The sequence below is a fragment of the Paenibacillus mesotrionivorans genome, assembly GCF_046098205.1.
Taxonomy (GTDB): Bacteria; Bacillota; Bacilli; order Paenibacillales; family NBRC-103111; genus Paenibacillus_AR; species Paenibacillus_AR mesotrionivorans.
In genome coordinates, this window is the sequence record NZ_JBJURJ010000011.1 from 159462 (window position 1) to 177108 (window position 17647).

Below are 17647 nucleotides of genomic sequence, written 5' to 3' on the forward strand. Positions count from 1 at the left end.
ATATGTTCTGATTCATCAAAAAAACGCCCTTACCGGGCGTTTCTGCGTTTTATGAGGTCTTGTCGGGGCGCGCCGTTGTTCCTAAGGCTGGCGGGCCGATCCTCAGCAGGCTTGTTCAGGACCCGCTCAAGGCCTTGCCCAAATCAGGCTGCCCATGCCAAGCCAGCAGCGCTCCGTACGCTCCACCTGCAGACCGGCCTCCCTGGCCAAGGCGCCGATATCCCGGGTGTGGTGGCAGCCCAGCATCCGGTACAAAAGCGGGTCGGCCGCTTTTTGCAGGAGGGCCAGCGGCGGATTGGTGCTTTTGCCATGCTCCAGGAGAAGAATCCGGCCGCCGGGCCGGCACCAGCGGCGCATCCGGCGGAGCACCGCCAATGGCTGATCGTAGGCGCACAGAGACAGGGTGGACACCACCGTGTCGAAGCTTTGCTCCGGCAGCGCCAAGCTCTCAATGTCGCCGCAGATAAACTGTACCTCCAGATTGGAGGAGGCCGCCGCCTGCTTGGCATGCTCCAGCATGGCCGTGCTGAAATCCACCGCCGTCACCTTGACGCCAGAAGGATAATACGGGAAATTAACTCCGGCCCCCACAGCCAGCTCCAGCACCCGACCTTCCGCTGCCTTCAGGAGCCGGCTCCGCCAGTCCACCATTAAGGCTGCCTCCCGCTTCACCGCATATTTCCGGGCCTGTTTATCGAATACTGCCGTCTTCGGCCGTTTAGCCATGCCTTCACCCTTTCTGTCTGCCGCCTCCCCAAAGAGACGGGCAGTTATGATATAATTAAACGAATTTATGAGTACAGGGGGCTTATCGGATATGTGGAAAGATTTTAAGGCTTTTGCATTGAAGGGAAATGTGCTGGATCTGGCCGTCGCCGTTATTATCGGCGCCGCCTTTGGCAAAATTGTTTCGTCGCTGGTTAATGACATCATCATGCCGCTGTTTGGACTGCTTATCGGAGGCATCAAGCTGGACGGTTTGACTTATCAGTATGGGGATGCCGTGCTGAAATATGGGGTGTTTCTTCAATCGGTGGTGGACTTCTTCATTATCGCCGCTTCCCTCTTTTTTGTCATCAAGATGGCGGGCAAGCTGAAGCGCAAGGAAGAAATCACGGCCCCTGCGCCTGCAGCGCCCAGTGCGGAAGTGGTGCTCCTGACGGAAATCCGCGACACTCTGCGCAAAAACGGCAGCTCGACCAATTAATCCAATCTGCATCAAAAACCCGGCAGACCGGAAGCTTATGCTCCCGGCGCCGGGTTTCTTTATATACATATTAGACTTCCCGTTCCACCAGCACGCGCTTCACTTGCGCGGGTTTGGCGAAATAGCTCCCTGCTTCCGTGAAGAAACCTGTAAAATGCGGCGTATTATTATGGAATTCAATCGCCTCCATATCCTTCCACTCCTCCACCACAATGAAGGTTTCAGGCTCATCAGTCTGACGGAACAGATCATAGCTGATATTGCCTTCCTCGGCCTGGGAGCCGGCTACCAGCACTTTGGACTTCTCCAGGAACGCCTCCACGTATTCCGGCTTCACGTACAATCGGGCATGAATAATAATCACGGATGATCTCTCCTTTTTTGTTCGCATAACTGCTCTCTTCCCATCCTACTCCCTTTTGCAGGGTCAAGCTACCCTGAAATAACACAGTCCCTGCCGCAGGCCGGACGGTGTTATGGCAGCCTCGAAATCGGTGAAGCCGATTTGAGGGCCTTCTCCGGGATTTCATCACGCTTCGGTGCAGCGGGAGCCGCAGCATCAGCGCTATGTCTATTATTCGAACACGGACAAAAATCTGCCCACTGCCCGTTCTTCACGAACATTCACCGCCACCGAAATTTCGCTGCCCACTTTAGGGATCGGCCTCAGATCGGCCACCACCATACCTGCACAGAGACTGCTTTCGCAGTCCACCCGGACGTGCATGGGCCGGTATTCCAGCAGCTCGGGATGGACAGCGGCGATTACCGCCAGCGGATCATGGAGGGGGGCACTGTCCATGAAGAAGTTGCTGTGCCGATAGAAGTCGAAATAATACTCCAGACTCTCCTGCATAAACCGGATCACCGGCTGAACCGCCTCCGGAGCCTTCAGCTGCAGCAGCTCCAGATGGCTGCGGGTAATCCGCGTGCGGAGGGTGACATCCAGCCCGATCATCGTGAGAGACAATCCTGCGGAGAACACCCGGTCCGCCGCCTCCGGGTCCCCCCACAGATTGGCTTCGGCTACCGGCGACACATTCCCCGGCGCAAATACCGTTCCGCCCATAACCACCACCCGCTTTAGCAGAGTGGGCAGCTGGGGCTCCAGCTCCAAAGCCAGGGCCAGATTGGTCAGTCGTCCCATGGTTACCAAGGTCAGCTGGCCGGGATTCTCCCGGGCCATACGGCAGATCAGCTCCGGCCCCGGCTCCTCCACCGGCTGCTGCCGGGAGGTTGGCAATTCCACTCCGCCCAGCCCGTTATTTCCGTGCACATGCACAGCATACTCCCGCTGGGGACGGACCAGGGGCTTCCTGGCTCCAAGAGCCACAGGGATTCTGCGCTCCGGGGCCGCCAGCTCCAATAGCCGCAGCGTATTCTCTGCGGATTGTTCGGTAGCGATGTTACCGAAGCAGGTGGTGATGGCCTCCAAATGGATACGTGGGGAGCGGAGCGCGAATAAAATGGCTAACGCATCGTCAATGCCCGTATCGGCATCGATAATCATGCGGGTTGGCTGCATGCTGGTCTCCTCCTGATTTTTTATATTCTAATTATTTTCTGAATATTCTTATTTGTCTGACAATTAAAAATGTTGTAGAATAGGTTATAAATCCCTTTCATCCGTCACCCCTGTTCCGTTTCCGGCATCTGCACCGTTTGGTTTCCGGCAGAGATCACCGCAAGGGGTCTTTGTGTTCTTCACATTCTACTACCGAGAAGGAGGAGCCGTCTATGCCGTTCTTGGACAAGCTGTCCCATTACCGGGAAAAGGAACATCAGCTGCATTGGGAAGGTACGTTTACGAATTACCTGGACATGGTCAAGGAACGGCCGGAAATTGCCGGATTGGCCCATGACCGCATCTACCGGATGATTGAAGCCGCCGGTGTGGAGGACAAAGGAGACGGCCGCCGGGAGTACAAGTTCTTCAGCTCCCAATTATACGGGCTGGAGGAGGATCTGCAAACCCTGGTGGAGGAATACTTCCGCCCCGCCGCCCAGCGCCTGGATGTGCGCAAGCGGCTTCTGCTGCTTATGGGCCCGGTGAGCGGAGGCAAGTCCACTCTGCTGGCGCTGCTCAAGGAGGGTATGGAGAAATTCTCCCGGACGGAGGCCGGAGCCGTCTTCGCCATTAAGGGCTGCCCCATGCAGGAGGAGCCCCTGCACCTGATTCCCCATGAGCTGCGGGAGGATTTTCAGGCGGAATACGGCGTGCGCATCGAAGGGGACCTGTGCCCCGTCTGCCGGATGCGGCTGGATCTGGAGTTCGACGGCCGCGCCGAACGGATGCCCGTCACCCGGGTGCTGTTCTCGGAGGCCAAACGGACAGGCATCGGCACCTTCGCCCCCTCCGACCCCAAATCCCAGGACATTGCTGACCTTACCGGTAGTATTGACTTTTCCACCATCTCCCAATACGGCTCCGAATCGGACCCCCGCGCGTACCGCTTCGACGGCGAGCTGAACAAAGCCAACCGGGGCCTGATGGAATTCCAGGAGATGCTCAAGTGTGATGAAAAATTCCTCTGGAATCTCCTCTCCCTGACCCAGGAGGGCAACTTCAAGGCCGGGCGCTTCGCCTTGATTTCCGCCGATGAGCTGATAGTCGCCCATACCAATGAAACCGAGTACCGGTCCTTTATCGCCAACAAAAAGAACGAAGCCCTCCACTCCCGGATGATCGTCATGCGGATTCCCTACAACCTGAAAGCCAGCCAGGAGGAGCGGATTTACGACAAGCTGATCAAGCAGTCCAATATCCAAGGGGTCCACATCGCCCCCGGAGCCTTGAAGACGGCGGCTGTGTTCAGTATCCTGTCCCGGTTGAAGGATTCCAAGAAACCCGGTATGGATCTGTTGAAAAAGCTGTATCTGTACGACGGCCAGGAGGTGGACGGGGCCAAAAGCGGCGATGCCGCCGAGCTGCGGAAGGAATTCTCCGACGAGGGCATGTCCGGGGTGGACCCCCGGTACGTGATCAACCGCATTTCCAGCGCCCTGATCAAAGGAGACAAACCCTGCATCAATTCCCTGGATGTGCTGAAATCCATGAAGGAAGGCCTGGACCAGCATGCCTCCATCTCACGGGAGGAGCGGGAGCGGCTTTTAAATCTGATCACCATGGCCCGGGCGGAGTACGATCATCATGCCAAAACCGAGGTGCAGCGGGCTTTTGTCTATTCCTTCGAGGATTCGGCCCATACCCTCATGAACAACTATTTGGACAATGTGGAGTCCTACTGCAACGGCTTTAAGCTCAAGGATCCCATCACCGAGGAGGAACGGGACCCGGACGAAAAGTTGATGCGCTCCATTGAGGAGCAAATCGGCATTTCGGAAAACCAGAAGAAGGCCTTCCGGGAGGAAATTCTGATCAAAATCTCCTCCTTGGCCCGGCGTGGCCAGAAATTCGAATACACCTCCCACGAGAAGCTGAAGGAGGCCATTGAGCGGAAGCTGTTCGAGGATCTGAAGGATGTGGTGAAGATTACAACCTCGGTGAAAAATCCCGATGAAGGCCAGCTGAAGCGGATCAACGAGGTTTCCGCCCGGCTGATGGACCAGCACGGGTACTGCCCCTCCTGCGCCAACGAGCTCTTGAAGTATGTGGGCAGCCTGTTGAACCGGTAAAAATAGGGCGGCAAGACTCTGTACAACCTTTTAAGGAGGGATCAAGCCCATGCAAAAGCCGTTGTTCGTGCTGTCCCGGGATGATTGGTCGCTCCACCGGAAGGGGGAACGGGACCAGGAACGGCATGCCCGCAAGGTTAAGGAGGCCATCCGCAACAATTTGAAGGAGCTGGTCAGTGAGGAAGCGATTATTACCTCCCAGGGGGAGCGGATTGTGAAGGTGCCAATCCGGGAAATGGATGAACCCCGGTTCCGCTATGATTACGGCAGCCAGCAGCATGTGGGCCAAGGCAGCGGAGGCACCAAGGCCGGCGACGTCCTCGGCCGGGCCTCCCGGAACGGCCGGCAGCCGGGCCAGGGTCAGGAGGGGGAGCCGGGAGACCAGCCCGGCTTGGATTATTACGAGGCCGAGGTGACGGTGGACGAGCTGGCGGAGCTGATCTTTGAGGATCTGCAGCTGCCCCGCCTGCAGCGGAAGAGTGAAGCGGATATGTCCATCGACGATATCCGGTTCAATGATATCCGGCGCAAGGGCATGATGGGCAACATCGACAAACGCCGGACGCTCCTGGAGTCCCTGAAGCGCCGGAGCCTGACCGGCAGCGGCGACGGCGGCGCGGCGACAGCATGGAGCGACGGTGGAGGCGGGTTGGCCGGTTGGGATGCGGGAGCTGCTTCGGGCGGCGGGGCCGGTCTGATCAAGAATGAGGACATGCGCTTCAAAACCTGGGAGGACATCAGGAAACCCCAGAGCAATGCGGTGGTGCTGGCCATGATGGACACCTCCGGCTCCATGGGCAGCTTCGAGAAGTATATTGCCCGCAGCTTCTATTTCTGGATGGTGCGCTTCCTGCGCACCCGCTACGAGCGGGTGGAGGTCTGCTTCCTCGCCCATGATACCGAAGCCAAGCAGGTACCGGAGGAGGCTTTCTTCACCAAGGGGGAAAGCGGCGGCACCCGCTGCTCCTCGGTCTACTCCCTGGCGCTGGACCTGCTGGAGCGGGAATATCCCGGCTCCGCCTATAACGCCTATGCGTTTCATTTTACCGACGGGGATAATATGGATTCGGACAATGCCCTGTCTGCAGAGCTGGTAAAGCAGCTCCTGCTCCGCACCAATCTGATGGGCTACGGGGAAATCCGCCGGTACATGCGGGCCAGCCGGCTGTGGGACAGCCTCTCCGCCATCAAGCATGAGACCTTCTCCACCTCGGTGCTGCAGGAGAAGGGGGATGTGTACCGGACCTTGAAGCAGTTTTTTGGGGAGGGAGTATCATGAACCACGCGGAAGCGGAGCAGCTGGAGCAGGCCATTGAGTCAATTACGGGTATGGCGTTGGAGGCGGGACTGGACTTTTTTGCCATGCGTTATGAGGTATGCCCTGCAGAAACGCTGTATTCCATCGGCGCTTACGGTATGCCCACCCGATTCACCCATTGGAGCTTCGGGAAAACCTACCACCGGATGAAGTCCGAGTACGACTACGGGCTAAGCTGGATTTATGAGCTGGTCATCAACTCGGACCCCTGCTACGCCTTTCTGTTGGACCATAACACGCTCCTGCAAAATAAGCTGATCGTCGCCCATGTGCTGGCGCACAGCGATTTTTTCAAGAACAACGCCATGTTCCGGGGAACGGACCGGCGGATGGTGGAGCGGATGGCGGTGTTTGCCCGGCGAATGCGGGCCTTCGAGCAGGAGTTTGGCAGTGATGCGGTGGAGGAAACGCTGGATGCGGCGCTTGCCATCCATGAGCATGTGGACCCGCACACCCGCTTCGGCGCCAAGGGCGGCTTCAAGGAAGCCGAAGGCGGCACCAAGGATGTGGTGGGTTTCATCGCCGGGGAAAGCCGCAGCCTGGCGGACTGGCAGCGGGAGGTGCTGTATATGCTGCGGGAGGAGATGCTGTACTTCTGGCCGCAGATGGAGACGAAGATTCTGAACGAGGGCTGGGCCACCTTCTGGCATCTGCGCCTGGTGCGGCAGCTGGAGCTGACGGGGGCGGAGATTATGGATTTTGCCAAAATGAACGCAGGTGTGGTCCAGCCGGGGACGGGCATCCTGAATCCGTATTATCTGGGGGTCAAGATGCTGGAGTACATCGAGCGCCATAAGGGGCTGGACGCGCTGTTCGAGATCCGGGAGACGGAGTCGGACGTGTCCTTCCTCCGCAACTACCTGGACAAGGCCCTGGTGGAGGAAATGGACCTGTTCCTCTTCGGCCGCAAGGACGACCTCTACGTGGTCACCTCCAAGGAGGTGGAGGAGGTGAAGCAGACCCTGATCCGCCAGCGCACCAACGGAGGGTTCCCGTATGTGACCGCCATGGATGGGGACCACGGCGGCCGCGGGGAACTGCTGCTGCTCCACCGCTACGACGGGCTGGAGCTGGACCGCCGGTATGTGGACCGTACGCTGCCGCTGGTGCACCGCTTATGGGGTAAACCCGTCCACCTGGAAACCCGGGACCGGGACAACCGCAGGCTGGTCTACAGCTTCGACGGGGAAAAGGTGTTGGCGGGGGTGGCGGGATAGTTGGATCTGGTGCGATACGATAGTTGGCAGGTCTGGTTGTACAGTTGGCGGATAGAGGCAGATGTTCAGCCGGTTTGTGAGCCGCTAGCGGCAAAAAAGCTATCCCGGATGTCATATGTATGACGGGGGATAGCTTTTTTGGGGATTGGTTCAATACCGGCTCTGCTCGGGTGCACAGGCGGGCGCCGTTTGCTTAACGGACAGAGGAGACGCTATTTAGGGGAATATCAGTGTTTTGGCACTGATTCGGACATAGAGGCCCTTATTGGGTAAGAACGAGCCGGTTTGAGCGGTTTTCCAGACTAATAGCGTTTCCTGAGTCCGCGAAACATCCAAAACTACGCTAACCGGCAAAATAACGGCTCTACAGTCCGGATGCGAGACACTCCTTCGGTTGGCTGGAGGGATGAAACCAAACCAGCGGTATTTCGTCGGCGGATATCCGTTCGTTATTCGGTGATTACCGGGCAACCTCTGCGGCTTGGGGACTGCTGCCCCCCGCTCAGTTCAATCCGCGGTGCACCCGGCAGGCCGAACCTTACGAAGGCGTACCGGTCCGTCCAAATGCTAGTACCCGGCGGAATGTCCTTGTCCGTCCAGCCCGGCTTATCCTTGAAGCTGTCGGGGCCGATTTTGTATACCTCTCCTTTGATATGGTGATGGGGCCCCAGCAAATTGCGGCAGCTGTTGGCCAGCTCCAGAGTAATGGTATTGTCCCCCTGCCGAAGGTATCGCGTAATGTCTGCCTCATAAGGCTCCCACAGGAACCGCTCCGCTTCCTGCCCGTTGACGATCAAGCGGCAAACCGCTGCGTCCGGCGCCCCGCCGAATACCCACCGGGCTGCCGATGCCCCCTCCAGATCCAAGGGGAGGGTCATCTCCAGTTGAAGTCTGCCCGCGTAGAAGGGAAAGCACTGGCGGACCAAATCGCTGCCGGATACCGTTTCCGGCAGCTCCGTCAACGTAAACGGCCCCTCGTTAAACACCGCCCGGCGTTCGCCGTCCGTATAAGGGGCACCGCTGGTTACCCCAAAGGCGCCTATCACATAGATGCTTTCCAGCTCCGTATCCACCTTCAGCTTGTTGCCCTCTGATTCGAACCGGCGTGCCTTCTCCAAAGCCTCGTAGGTTTCGGGAGAATTGTAGTACAGCGTCTTCACCACGACCGTATTGAGGCCCGGCATCGTTAACCCCGCGATATTGAGCTTGCGGAAGGAGGTATCCCGCCACCAGCCGCAATCCGCCATGTCCACAGGCTGTCCGTTCAGCTCGATGAACAGGTTCCCGGGTTTTTCTACCGCCAAAAAAAGCGGACGGTCCGCGTTCGTATCGAATGCTACGCCGAACTGGAAAGCCAGCTCCACCTGTACAGGGCGCCCATACGCTAATAGCTGCTCCTGCAGGAGAATAACAGGCTGCGGCTCCGACCATTCCCCGCTCTCCACACGCAGCCTGCAGAAATCCAGGGTAAGGCTGTTCAAGTCCAGCGCGGTCACCCACCAGGACTGGTTCAGTTCCAGCGTGCGGACGGATGGGGATGAGCGTGGAGATAAGGAGGGGTCCTGCGTGACAATGGGGAAGCTTGGTGCTGCCCCACATCCGGCTGGAGCCAGTCCTCTTTCATCGGCGGATGGGCTGGATGTGGCAACCACTGAGATATGGGCTCCATCCGGCATAATCCGGTCTGCCTGCCCCTGCTCCTTCTCCTGAAGCAGCACCCAGGAACCAGCAGGAAGCAGATCAAGGCACAGCTTCACAGTTCCGCCTGCCTCCTCCTGCTCCAGCGGACGCAGCTTGCCGGTTTTCAGATCCAGAGCAGCCACCCTGCCGCTCTGGCATAACTCCACCTGGGCCTGAGCGTAACGTACCGTTCCGGAATTCACCAGATAATAAACCCGGTAACCCGCCCACTCCAGCGTCTGCACGTTCACGTCGTCGGATACAACCGGCGCTCCGGCTGCGTCCCGCACTTGGATAAACGCGGCATTCGCGCCGCCAACCGCTTCCAGCAGCGCCTCGGGGCTCCACTCCGGCCGGAGCGCTTTTGCCAGCAGTGCCTGCAGCTCAGGATCATACTCGCCATCCACCAAAACCGGATATGGCGCGAAGGCAACCAGCCTGCCGCCTGCTGCCGCAAACTGCTTCAGCACCTCCAGCGTCCTGCGGCTCAACGTCGCACAAGGAGGCAGAACCACGGTGCGGTAAGCCGCCTCCCCGATGATAAACTCCCCCTGCTCCACCCGGCCGTGGCGGATAATCAGGCTTTCACTGCCGTAGTCATGCTCCACAAAACGCTGGCACAGCCATCGGGTCAGTTGGGCGAAGGCCTCGTGGTACGGCTTGATCCGGGACACATCCGTCCCGGCCAGCTCCACCCAGGCGGAGCGCACCGGATGCAGCAGCAGCACCTGCGCCTGGCGGATCCCCTCCGACAGCACCATGGACAGCCGGGCGAAATAGTCGTTGAACGTCCGGTACTCCTGCCACCAGGGCTGCTGGAAGAACAGGGAGGGCGGATAATCCCGCTTCCGCAGACCCCGCAGGCTGTAGCCCTGGAGATGCTGGCACAGAAGATTGATGCCGTGGACAAACTGCCACTCTCCGATACGCTTCAAATCCGCAAAGGAAGCATCCCAGCCGGAGCAGCCGAAGCTTTCGGTAATAGCCTGCTTCTTCCCTAATTGGCGGGCGGCGGAGCTGACCTGCTTGGGCACAATGGGCTCCTCACCGGTAAAGCGGCCCAGCCAGTCACAGCCGGGAATTTGCAAATACTCATAAAACGCCATAGGATCGCCCGTGGAGGTGACCTGATGCATCAGTTCCTGCTCATCCACCACATGGCCCACCGAGGACCAGCCCCGCTCCCCGCACCACTCGCCGGCCTGTTTGGCGTATGCCTCCACGAACAAAGCGGTGACACACTCCCAGAAGTTATACCGGTGCTTAGCAGCCCCCTGCTCCTGGACGAACAGCGCAGGCAGCGCTTCCTTTACATCATAGCCATATGCTGCCCGGAAGGCGGCCTCCAGCCCGAAGGACCACGGGATTTGCCCCCGGGCAAACTGGGGCTCATCCGTAAAAACCCCCTTAATCTCCGCCCCCGCCTCCGCTCCGAACCTGTTCCAGTACACCTCATGGATGTCGTCCAGAAACGCCCGGACAGCATACTTGCTCAGCGTATCGATATAATAGGGGTTGACCTCGTAATACAACCGCAGATCCGCCTCTTCAGCCGCAGCTCCTGCAGGCAAGCAGGCATACCCCTGCTCCGTCCTCCGGTACAGCCCCACTGTGTTGTCCCGCTCCCCGGCGCAAGGACCGATTTCGCAGCGGAGCGTCTTCTGCTGGCAGGCAACCCCGCGGGCAGGAACCTTGCCGTCGGCAAAGCCGCTGGGCCAGCCGTTTTCGTCATACAGCCAGGGGTACAAACCCAGCTCCCGGCTTTTGCGGATGCACGTATCCACCGCCGCCATCCACTCTTCCTCCATATACGTCGTCTCCAAACCGGCCCGGGCATGCATAAAAAAGCCGCCGATCCCCGCTTGCTTCATCTCCTCCAGCTGGCGCTCCAGCTCCTCCGGCTCCAGCTTGTCGTTCCACGACCATAGCGGAACAGAACGGTACATGGCGGGCGGATTGCGCAGCTGCTCCAGTTTGTCCATGCGTTACTCCACCTTTCCCCTTCGTGCATAGCTCTTCTGTTTACCCTTGATTATAGCTGCGCGGCGGGCAGGGGATAAGGCGGTGAAGCCCACAGACAGGGCAGACTATCGCAGGGAAACGGAAGAAGCAGGAGCAGCCGATAGGCGCAGCGCCAAAAAAAGCCGGACCCCGGGATTTCTCCCAAGGTCCGGCCAGTATCTTATTGCCCGCCGGGCATAAACAAGCGGGCGGTATGGGCAGGCTCCAGCTCCAGCGCCTGGCTGAGCTCGGTTGCTGCCGCCTCCTGCCGGCCTTGGCCCAGATAACCCAGGCCCATCATAAAGCGGCAGTGGATCACATTGCGCCGGTCCAGATCGTCGTCGAATACCAGGAAGTCCGGCAGGGAAACGGCGAAGTAGTCAATCTGAACCTCGTCGGCCAGATGCTCCTGCCCGTACTCCACCAGGCGGCGGAAGCGCGCGGCGCTCTCCTCCGGGCGGCCCAGCTCGGCCAAGGCCAGCCCCTGGTAGTATATCATTTCCGGCGGCTGGTCATTGTAGAACATGGCGCCGGCCGGTTCGGCTGTGCCCAGGGAAGCCAGGCCGAATTCGGCGGCCGCTTCACCGGGTTGGCCCAATGCCTGATGGCACAGCCCCAGGTAATAGTGAATGTGGTTGTCCAAGGTTCCCGTCAGCTTGCCCTCACCCAGGTTCTCCGGATAGATGAGCGCCTTCTCCAGGGAAACCTTGGCTTCCCTGGCGCGGCCTGCAGCCAGGTCCTGCTTGGCCAGCTCCAGCAGCGCCAGCACATATTGGCCGGGCGCTTTGCCTTCGCCGCCCTCCCAGGGATGGAACCGGCGGGCCAATAGAAGCTCCAGCGCCTCCCTGTGCTGCCCCAGCAGATTATGGAGCGTCACCAGCTCCACATACATATCATCGCGGAGCTCCACCAGAGGCATGTGGCGCCGCAGCCGGTTTAGCCGCTCCGCAGGTGCGGTGCCCAGCTTCTTGTGCAGCTGGTCCAGCTCGAAGAGCACCCGGGCGTCGGAGGCGTTAAGACGGAACGCCTCCTCCAGGGAAGCCAGGGCGTCTGCAGGGCGGCCCTGCTTGTTGTAATATGCCAGCGCCAGATTCCGGTGGACGGTGGGGAAGGCCGGGTCGGCCTGCCGGGACCGCTCCCAGCACACCACCGCTTCCGTATGGCGCTTCCGGTCGTAATAGAGGCAGCCGAGGTAATAGGCGGCCCGGGCATCCTCCGGCGCTTCCGCCAGCGCAGCTTCCAGCACCTCCTGCTCGAAGGCGGTGTTGGGGAAGCAGTAATCGGCAGGCGCAGCAGCCGCCAAGGCCAGCTCGGCGTCGGCCAAGGCCTTGTCGCCGTTGTGGCGGTACAGCCACGCCAGCGCGTAATGAGCCATGGGGTAGCGGCTCACGCCATCGGCGGGGCTATACAGGCGGAGCACACGGATGGCCTCCGCCCACAGGCCGCAGTCGGCGTAGTCCGCCGCCAGGGCCAGGTAGTTATGCGGCTCCCCGCGCATGAAGCCGCGCAGCTCCTCAGCCGCCGCAGCCGCTCCGGCGACATCCTTCGCCAGCAGCGCCAGCTCATGCCTGGCGCCGAAGTCTGCGGTATCCGCCCCCAGCGTTTCCGCTGCGGATACCACTGCCTCTTCTAGCCGCCCCAGCTTGCGCAGCAGGGCGGTACGGAGGAGCCGCGCCTGGAAGTGGCGGCTGTTGCGCAGAAGCGCCCGCTCCGCCAGCTCCAGCGCCCCCTCGGTTTGCCCCCGGCGGCAGGCGATCTGGGCCAGGGCGAAGTAGCCGCTGTCCTGCCAGGCTGCATTCCACACCGCCTTGTAGAAGGCGTTCCACGCCCCGTCCAGCTTGCCCTGCCGCTTCAAGGCCATACCCAGTTGGAACAGGGCTTCTCCGTCGGCCGGGTTGGGATTATGGCGGGTTGTAGTCTCCACAGCCTGACGCAGATATCCCTCTGCCCTGCCGTATTCCCCCCGCCGCAGAAGCAAGAGCCCATAGCCCAGGTTCAGCCGGATATCCTCTGGAGCGCGGCGCAGCCCCTCCAGGTAATATGGCTCCGGCTCCCGGGTAGCGTGGCGGTACTGCTCCAGATGCACCGCCGCCAAGTACAGAGCCTCCACCGTGGCCAATTCCTCAGGCGCACCGATGGGCTTTGCCGGCTCCGGGAGCTCCTCTTCCGCAGGCGCGGCGGGTTTGTACCGGAGCAGCTGCTTGCCCTCTGCCGTCCCCAATGCCAATGTCATCTGGTGGAGGGCAATGCCCCCGGGAAGCGGCACCTGGCAGCGGAAAGCCACCGCAGGCGACAGGTCCGTCCGTTCTGACAGGTAGACCTGCCCGTCCTCCCCGGTGAGGGTCACATACGCACCCGGAAAACGGGAGGTGGCGTACACCTGCACCATCACTCCATTCGCCGCTGCTGCACCGGAACGGCCCGCCTCCTCTTCTGCTCCAGCCTCCGCTTGTGTCCCCACAGCAGCCCCCGCTGCCCAAGGCTCCAGGCTTACAGCCACATCCAGGTTGGCCTCCCGGACCACCCCGATTTCCTTATACGGCATAAAGTACTGCTTGAAGGTTTTCTCCTCATAGGGCGCCAGCCAGGAGAAGTCCGGCTGGTTGTCCGTATAAACGCCGGTCATCAGCTCAATGTACGGCCCGTCCTCATCTGTCAGATTGCGGTCCCAGGCCTGGCCGAAATCCCCGTTGCCCCAGGTCCACTGTTTTTTGCCAGGGGATATGTGATGGTTGGCAATATGGAGGATACCCGCTTGTTTCCCATGATCGTACCCGCCCACAAAATCATGCTCCGACCGGTATGCCATATAGGAAGTAGGCACCGGAATATTCTTGTACCGGGAGATGTCCACACCGGCGGAATAATCCATCTTGTAATACATCCCGTCGGCAATGGGAAACCGGGATACATCCCGTTTGCCATGGTCCATCACTGCATGAACATCCGGCGGAAATACGGATTGGGTGTAATCGTTAACCGCCACTGCCGGATTGGCCCACCACAGGAAGGTCTGGGGCAGACTGGTCCGGTTGTACAGCTTGCCGTGTATCTCCAGGTACGCCTTGCCCGGATACAAAGTGAACCCCGCTTCCCCCTTGGTACCGTACATACGGTCGATCTCGCTGCACCAGACGGTGGCGCTGCCGTCCTCGTTTTCGGCAAGCCGGTATTCCACCGGTCCGAAGGTGTTGGGCCGGTGATGCTGCGGCCAGTTAAATTCGATGCCGCCGGAAATCCAAGGTCCCGTCAACCCCACCAAAGCAGGTTTGATAACACGGTTATAATAAACGAAGTCGTAGTTGTTGGTTTTGTCCAAGGCCCGGTAGATGCGCCCGCCCAGCTCCGGCATCACGGCAATGAGGAGATATTCGTTCTCCAGATAGACCAGCCGGTACGGACGGTCCTCCTTGTTATCTTCTATCCGGTCGATCACCGGATGGGGATAGACCTTCCCAGAGCTGCCCTGATAAATCCGTTTCTCCAAAAACATCGGGTTCTTGTCCGGCTCCCCCGTTCCGTAGGTGGGGATATGGACAGTTTCCTCCCAAATTCTCACCTTCACCTTCCGTTCTTGACCTGCTCCCTTTTTTTGCTCCTCCATGCCCGTTCTCCCTTCCAATCGGCTTACACCGGTATCACCGGCGCTGATGATACCCCAAGTCTATCCCTCCGCCACCTTCAAGCCAATGCATCATGTAAGGATTAGGATGGATCATATCCGGTTTTCCTGCGTCACCAAACCCTTGCATTGACAAGAATAACGGCTGTTGTTCATAATAATCTTATGAAAACCGACCTTATTCAAAAAATGGAGGGTTTCGCCTCCCAGAAGCTCATTGTCATTCCTCCGGCCTTCCTGGAGGAGCACGGGGAGCATCCCCTGATCCGGCCTTTGTACGCTACCGATATCGGCTATTTCCCGAAAGCGCGCTACCATAACCGCACCCGGCCGGAGGGCTGCGGAGCGTATATTGTGATGCTCTGCGAGGAGGGCTCCGGCTGGTACCGCATCGGCAGCGGCAAGGTACAGAGTGTGGAACGCGGCCAGCTGTTTATTTTGCCGCCGGATACGGGACATGCCTACGGGGCATCGGCGGAGAATCCATGGAGTATATACTGGGTTCATGTGATGGGCAGTGATACCCCAGCTTTTTTCGGAGCTGCAGATTCCGGAGGTAATCCCGTTCCGGTGGGCTATGAGAAAGCCGTCAAGCTGGCCGGGCTGTTCAACGAATGCACCGATATTCTGCTGAAGGGCATTACCGCGGACCACATGGTTTACGTCTCCCAGACCCTGCGGCATCTCCTGGGTGTAGCCTGTTTTCTTCACGGAGGACTGCAGCCGGGAAGCGAACGCGGGCAGATGATTGAGGAATCGGTGCAGCTGATGAATGACCGGGTAGGCTCCACCCTCACCCTGAAGGAGCTGGCGGAGGCGGCGCGGCTGTCGGTGCCCCATTACGTGCAGCTGTTCAAAACCCGCACAGGCTACACCCCCATCGATTTTTATCTGAAGCTCAAGATCCAGCGCGCCTGCCAATACCTGGACATGACGGACCTGACCTTAAAGCAGATTGCCGGGCAGGTGGGTTTTACCGATCCGTATTATTTCTCGCGGATGTTCCGGAAGATTGTGGGCATGGCCCCTTCCGATTACCGCAAAACCAAAAAAGGCTGAGCTCGTATGAGCTTAGCCTTTTTCGTTTGAACTGTTTGAGCTTATAGCTTGCCCGCCGCCCACAAGGCCGCTTGCCGGACCCAACGGGAATATTCCTCATGCTGGAAGCTGGGCAGATGATGACCCGGTGCCAGAACCGCCACCCGGCCCAGGCCATAGGGACGGACCCAGGCAGCCGGATACTCTCCGCCTTCATGCCGGTAGGTCAACAGCACCTGAACCTTCGCCAGCGGGTCGATGTCATAACGGTAAGGCTCTTCATCCAGGGTGAAGCCCGGCAGCCCTGATGACAGAGGATGCGCAGCGCCCTCCTCCGTGACCTGGAACTCCAGCTCCGCATATGGCGGATGCCCCGTAAAGTACGCTCCCGCCAGTTGGGCCAGCTCGGGAGCCGCCTGCAGGCTCATGCCGTTATGGAGCACCAGCAGGCCTCCCCCTTGAGCGACATAACCGAGAAGACCGGCAATTTCCTCGGGGGCCGCTGGAGTTTTCCAGCTGTCCGTATAGGACACGACCAGATCGTAAGCACCGATGCTCTCCTTGCGCAGCGCGGCAGTGCCCACCTCCGGGCTCACCTGGAAGGTGTCTCCCCATATTTCCGCCAGCCGCTCCTGAACTGCATTCAGCGGATGATAAGGGGCGGATTCATTATGTCCCACCAGCAAAGTGCGAATAGACATGTTAACCTGTCTCCTCTCATTTCGGTTCTTTTACCAGGGCAGTACCTGTCCGGAATAATCCACCAGTGCCATCGTCTCTCCGGCATAATCCGGAGCCAGCCGCTTGTCCACCAGGTCGAGAATAGACCCGGCAGATTCCTCCGGTGTTAATTTCCCCGCTCTATCCAGCTTTCCCTGCATAAAGGTTTTCACATGGCCCGGATGGATCACCATCACCCTGCCGCCTTTGGGCGAGAGCTGGTTATGGATCAGCATAGACTGCATATTCAAGGCCGCCTTGGACATGCAGTAGGCGTACCAGGAATTCCGCCAGCAGTCTCCGATGCTCCCTGCCTCCGAGGAGATGTTCACGATCAGCTTATCCTGGCTGTCCATCAGTAGAGGCACGAACCGGTTGGACATCCTCAGAGACCCCAGGGTATTCACCTTAAAAACCTGCTCCATCTCGGCAAAATCCAGCTCATCCTCCACCGTCGCACTAATATTGCCCAGGATAGCTGCATTATTAACTAATATATCCAACACCCCGGTTTCTTCCTGTACCCGCTCATACGCTTGCTCCACACTCACGTCGCTGGCAATATCCAGTGTCACGAACCGGAGGCGGCCGCTATATGCTTTCTCCAATTCCTTGTGCGCATCGCCTTTCTCCAGGAGCAGACCGGCAAAAACCCCATACCCCCGCTCCAATAAACCCTTGGCAAGGGCCAGTCCCAGCCCCCTGTCCGCGCCGCTTACCAGCGCCCATCGTTGTTGCTCCATGCTGCAGCTCCCCATTTCCTCCCGATTCATTCGTCCTGCCAAGCCGTATGTCTCAAGCCTTAAGTTTACGCTTTCATGGACGCTCCATCAAATAAACGGACGCCGTTCCAGGACTTTATTCAAGGCACACCCGATCCCTGCCTGCTCAGGCATAAAGGACAGGAAGACGTCCGCCGATTTCCTCATTCATCCGTTTCAATGCTTCATGGCGGTATGTCGTCTGCAGTATAAAGCTCAGGCAGGTATCCGACATAGATGCCTGCCCCCTTGCGGGAATCCCGCCATGCTCCTTGCGCCAGTCCATCCCGTCCAGAAATCTGTGCAATTCCTGAAGGTTTCAAATTGATCATTCCATTGGCCTCCCATACCGTCCATATTAGACCAATCGCATCCGCTCAGCTATAAGCCAATGGAAGATTGTTATGGCATAATGTCACATGAAACGTAAGCCCTTTCGGATACCCG

The 17647-nt window shown here is 59.1% G+C and carries 13 protein-coding genes; 5 read left to right on the top strand and 8 right to left on the bottom strand.

What is annotated here, in order from left to right; translation table 11 throughout:
* Positions 1 to 126: 126 nt before the first annotated feature.
* Complete coding sequence (locus tag ACI1P1_RS17510; protein WP_416217721.1) at positions 127 to 726, bottom strand: class I SAM-dependent methyltransferase; 600 nt, start codon at positions 724 to 726, stop codon at positions 127 to 129.
* A 91-nt stretch (positions 727 to 817) separates the two neighbouring features.
* Here ACI1P1_RS17510 and mscL point away from each other — a divergent pair, with 91 nt between their 5' ends.
* Positions 818 to 1207 (top strand): large conductance mechanosensitive channel protein MscL, encoded by a 390-nt coding sequence (gene mscL, locus ACI1P1_RS17515; protein ID WP_416217722.1) that lies wholly within the window; start codon positions 818 to 820, stop codon positions 1205 to 1207.
* 70 nt (positions 1208 to 1277) lie between these two features.
* On the opposite strand, the gene ACI1P1_RS17520 is transcribed toward mscL, so the two are convergent.
* Complete coding sequence (locus ACI1P1_RS17520) at positions 1278 to 1571, bottom strand: putative quinol monooxygenase (RefSeq protein WP_416217723.1); 294 nt, start codon at positions 1569 to 1571, stop codon at positions 1278 to 1280.
* A 210-nt stretch (positions 1572 to 1781) separates the two neighbouring features.
* Positions 1782 to 2732: a nucleoside hydrolase gene (locus tag ACI1P1_RS17525; RefSeq protein ID WP_416217724.1), complete on the bottom strand. Its 951-nt coding sequence runs from the start codon at positions 2730 to 2732 to the stop codon at positions 1782 to 1784.
* A 212-nt stretch (positions 2733 to 2944) separates the two neighbouring features.
* Between ACI1P1_RS17525 and ACI1P1_RS17530 the strand changes: the two genes are divergently transcribed.
* From ACI1P1_RS17530 to ACI1P1_RS17540, 3 genes are read left to right on the top strand one after another with little or no spacing between them, the layout of a single operon-like run.
* Positions 2945 to 4843 (top strand): PrkA family serine protein kinase, encoded by a 1899-nt coding sequence (locus ACI1P1_RS17530; protein ID WP_416217725.1) that lies wholly within the window; start codon positions 2945 to 2947, stop codon positions 4841 to 4843.
* A 49-nt stretch (positions 4844 to 4892) separates the two neighbouring features.
* Positions 4893 to 6122, top strand: coding sequence for a sporulation protein YhbH (gene yhbH / locus ACI1P1_RS17535; RefSeq protein ID WP_416217726.1), 1230 nt, complete (start codon positions 4893 to 4895; stop codon positions 6120 to 6122).
* The gene (locus ACI1P1_RS17540) at positions 6119 to 7378 is read left to right on the top strand and encodes a SpoVR family protein (RefSeq protein WP_416217727.1); all 1260 of its coding nucleotides are present in this window, start codon (positions 6119 to 6121) and stop codon (positions 7376 to 7378) included. The genes yhbH and ACI1P1_RS17540 overlap by 4 nt, the downstream gene beginning before the upstream one ends.
* A 449-nt stretch (positions 7379 to 7827) precedes the next feature.
* Here the strand turns inward: ACI1P1_RS17540 and ACI1P1_RS17545 are convergent, their stop codons facing one another.
* Complete coding sequence (locus ACI1P1_RS17545; protein ID WP_416217728.1) at positions 7828 to 11040, bottom strand: glycosyl hydrolase; 3213 nt, start codon at positions 11038 to 11040, stop codon at positions 7828 to 7830.
* A gap of 200 nt (positions 11041 to 11240) precedes the next feature.
* On the bottom strand, positions 11241 to 14663 hold the full coding sequence (locus tag ACI1P1_RS17550; protein WP_416217729.1) for a tetratricopeptide repeat protein: 3423 nt from the start codon (positions 14661 to 14663) through the stop codon (positions 11241 to 11243).
* A 183-nt stretch (positions 14664 to 14846) separates the two neighbouring features.
* Here ACI1P1_RS17550 and ACI1P1_RS17555 point away from each other — a divergent pair, with 183 nt between their 5' ends.
* Positions 14847 to 15740, top strand: coding sequence for an AraC family transcriptional regulator (locus ACI1P1_RS17555; RefSeq protein WP_416217730.1), 894 nt, complete (start codon positions 14847 to 14849; stop codon positions 15738 to 15740).
* Positions 15741 to 15781: 41 nt separating this feature from the next.
* Here the strand turns inward: ACI1P1_RS17555 and ACI1P1_RS17560 are convergent, their stop codons facing one another.
* The 3 genes from ACI1P1_RS17560 to ACI1P1_RS17570 form a co-directional block, all read right to left on the bottom strand.
* Complete coding sequence (locus ACI1P1_RS17560; RefSeq protein ID WP_416217731.1) at positions 15782 to 16420, bottom strand: ThuA domain-containing protein; 639 nt, start codon at positions 16418 to 16420, stop codon at positions 15782 to 15784.
* 30 nt (positions 16421 to 16450) lie between these two features.
* A complete protein-coding gene (locus ACI1P1_RS17565; RefSeq protein WP_416217732.1) occupies positions 16451 to 17182 on the bottom strand; it encodes an SDR family NAD(P)-dependent oxidoreductase in 732 nt (243 codons plus the stop codon).
* A gap of 203 nt (positions 17183 to 17385) precedes the next feature.
* On the bottom strand, positions 17386 to 17532 hold the full coding sequence (locus ACI1P1_RS17570) for a hypothetical protein (RefSeq protein WP_416217733.1): 147 nt from the start codon (positions 17530 to 17532) through the stop codon (positions 17386 to 17388).
* Between the last annotated feature and the right edge of the window lie 115 nt (positions 17533 to 17647).

Bases quoted from the DNA above. Each gene is read 5' to 3' on its own strand.
- ACI1P1_RS17510 (WP_416217721.1), bottom strand. From the start codon at position 726: ATGGCTAAACGGCCGAAGACGGCAGTATTCGATAAACAGGCCCGGAAA.
- ACI1P1_RS17530 (WP_416217725.1), top strand. From the start codon at position 2,945: ATGCCGTTCTTGGACAAGCTGTCCCATTACCGGGAAAAGGAACATCAG.
- mscL (WP_416217722.1), top strand. From the start codon at position 818: ATGTGGAAAGATTTTAAGGCTTTTGCATTGAAGGGAAATGTGCTGGAT.
- ACI1P1_RS17545 (WP_416217728.1), bottom strand. From the start codon at position 11,040: ATGGACAAACTGGAGCAGCTGCGCAATCCGCCCGCCATGTACCGTTCT.
- ACI1P1_RS17555 (WP_416217730.1), top strand. From the start codon at position 14,847: ATGAAAACCGACCTTATTCAAAAAATGGAGGGTTTCGCCTCCCAGAAG.
- ACI1P1_RS17560 (WP_416217731.1), bottom strand. From the start codon at position 16,420: ATGTCTATTCGCACTTTGCTGGTGGGACATAATGAATCCGCCCCTTAT.
- ACI1P1_RS17525 (WP_416217724.1), bottom strand. From the start codon at position 2,732: ATGCAGCCAACCCGCATGATTATCGATGCCGATACGGGCATTGACGAT.
- ACI1P1_RS17565 (WP_416217732.1), bottom strand. From the start codon at position 17,182: ATGGAGCAACAACGATGGGCGCTGGTAAGCGGCGCGGACAGGGGGCTG.
- ACI1P1_RS17570 (WP_416217733.1), bottom strand. From the start codon at position 17,532: ATGATCAATTTGAAACCTTCAGGAATTGCACAGATTTCTGGACGGGAT.
- yhbH (WP_416217726.1), top strand. From the start codon at position 4,893: ATGCAAAAGCCGTTGTTCGTGCTGTCCCGGGATGATTGGTCGCTCCAC.
- ACI1P1_RS17550 (WP_416217729.1), bottom strand. From the start codon at position 14,663: ATGGAGGAGCAAAAAAAGGGAGCAGGTCAAGAACGGAAGGTGAAGGTG.
- ACI1P1_RS17540 (WP_416217727.1), top strand. From the start codon at position 6,119: ATGAACCACGCGGAAGCGGAGCAGCTGGAGCAGGCCATTGAGTCAATT.